The organism is Halalkalibacter lacteus (assembly GCF_036663595.1).
GTDB lineage: Bacteria > Bacillota > Bacilli > Bacillales > Bacillaceae_D > Halalkalibacter > Halalkalibacter lacteus.
On the sequence record NZ_JAWRVL010000415.1, the window covers coordinates 1 to 241 of the forward strand.

At 39.8% G+C, this 241-nt stretch carries 1 protein-coding gene; it reads right to left on the reverse strand.

What is annotated here, in order from left to right:
* Positions 1-241 (reverse strand): hypothetical protein (locus SAZ04_RS22855; RefSeq protein ID WP_332700061.1); only part of this gene is annotated, 241 nt, incomplete at both ends.

Here is a 241-nt window from a genome sequence, read left to right on the forward strand (position 1 = left end):
TTGATTGCAACACTTTCACAGCATCGTCTTTTAGGATTTGAAATCGCTCAACTGGAATTCCATCACCTCCACTAGCTTTGTTCGTAGTGATGCTCTCTAAAGCCCACTTGACTTCACATTCCAGGATATCTGGCTCTAGGTGAATGATCACACCATCATGATTATCTTGGTCATGAAGATCTTTTTTGTACAGTTCTTCTATGTATTCTTGCCACCTCTTCTTAATATCTTCTGCTTCTGT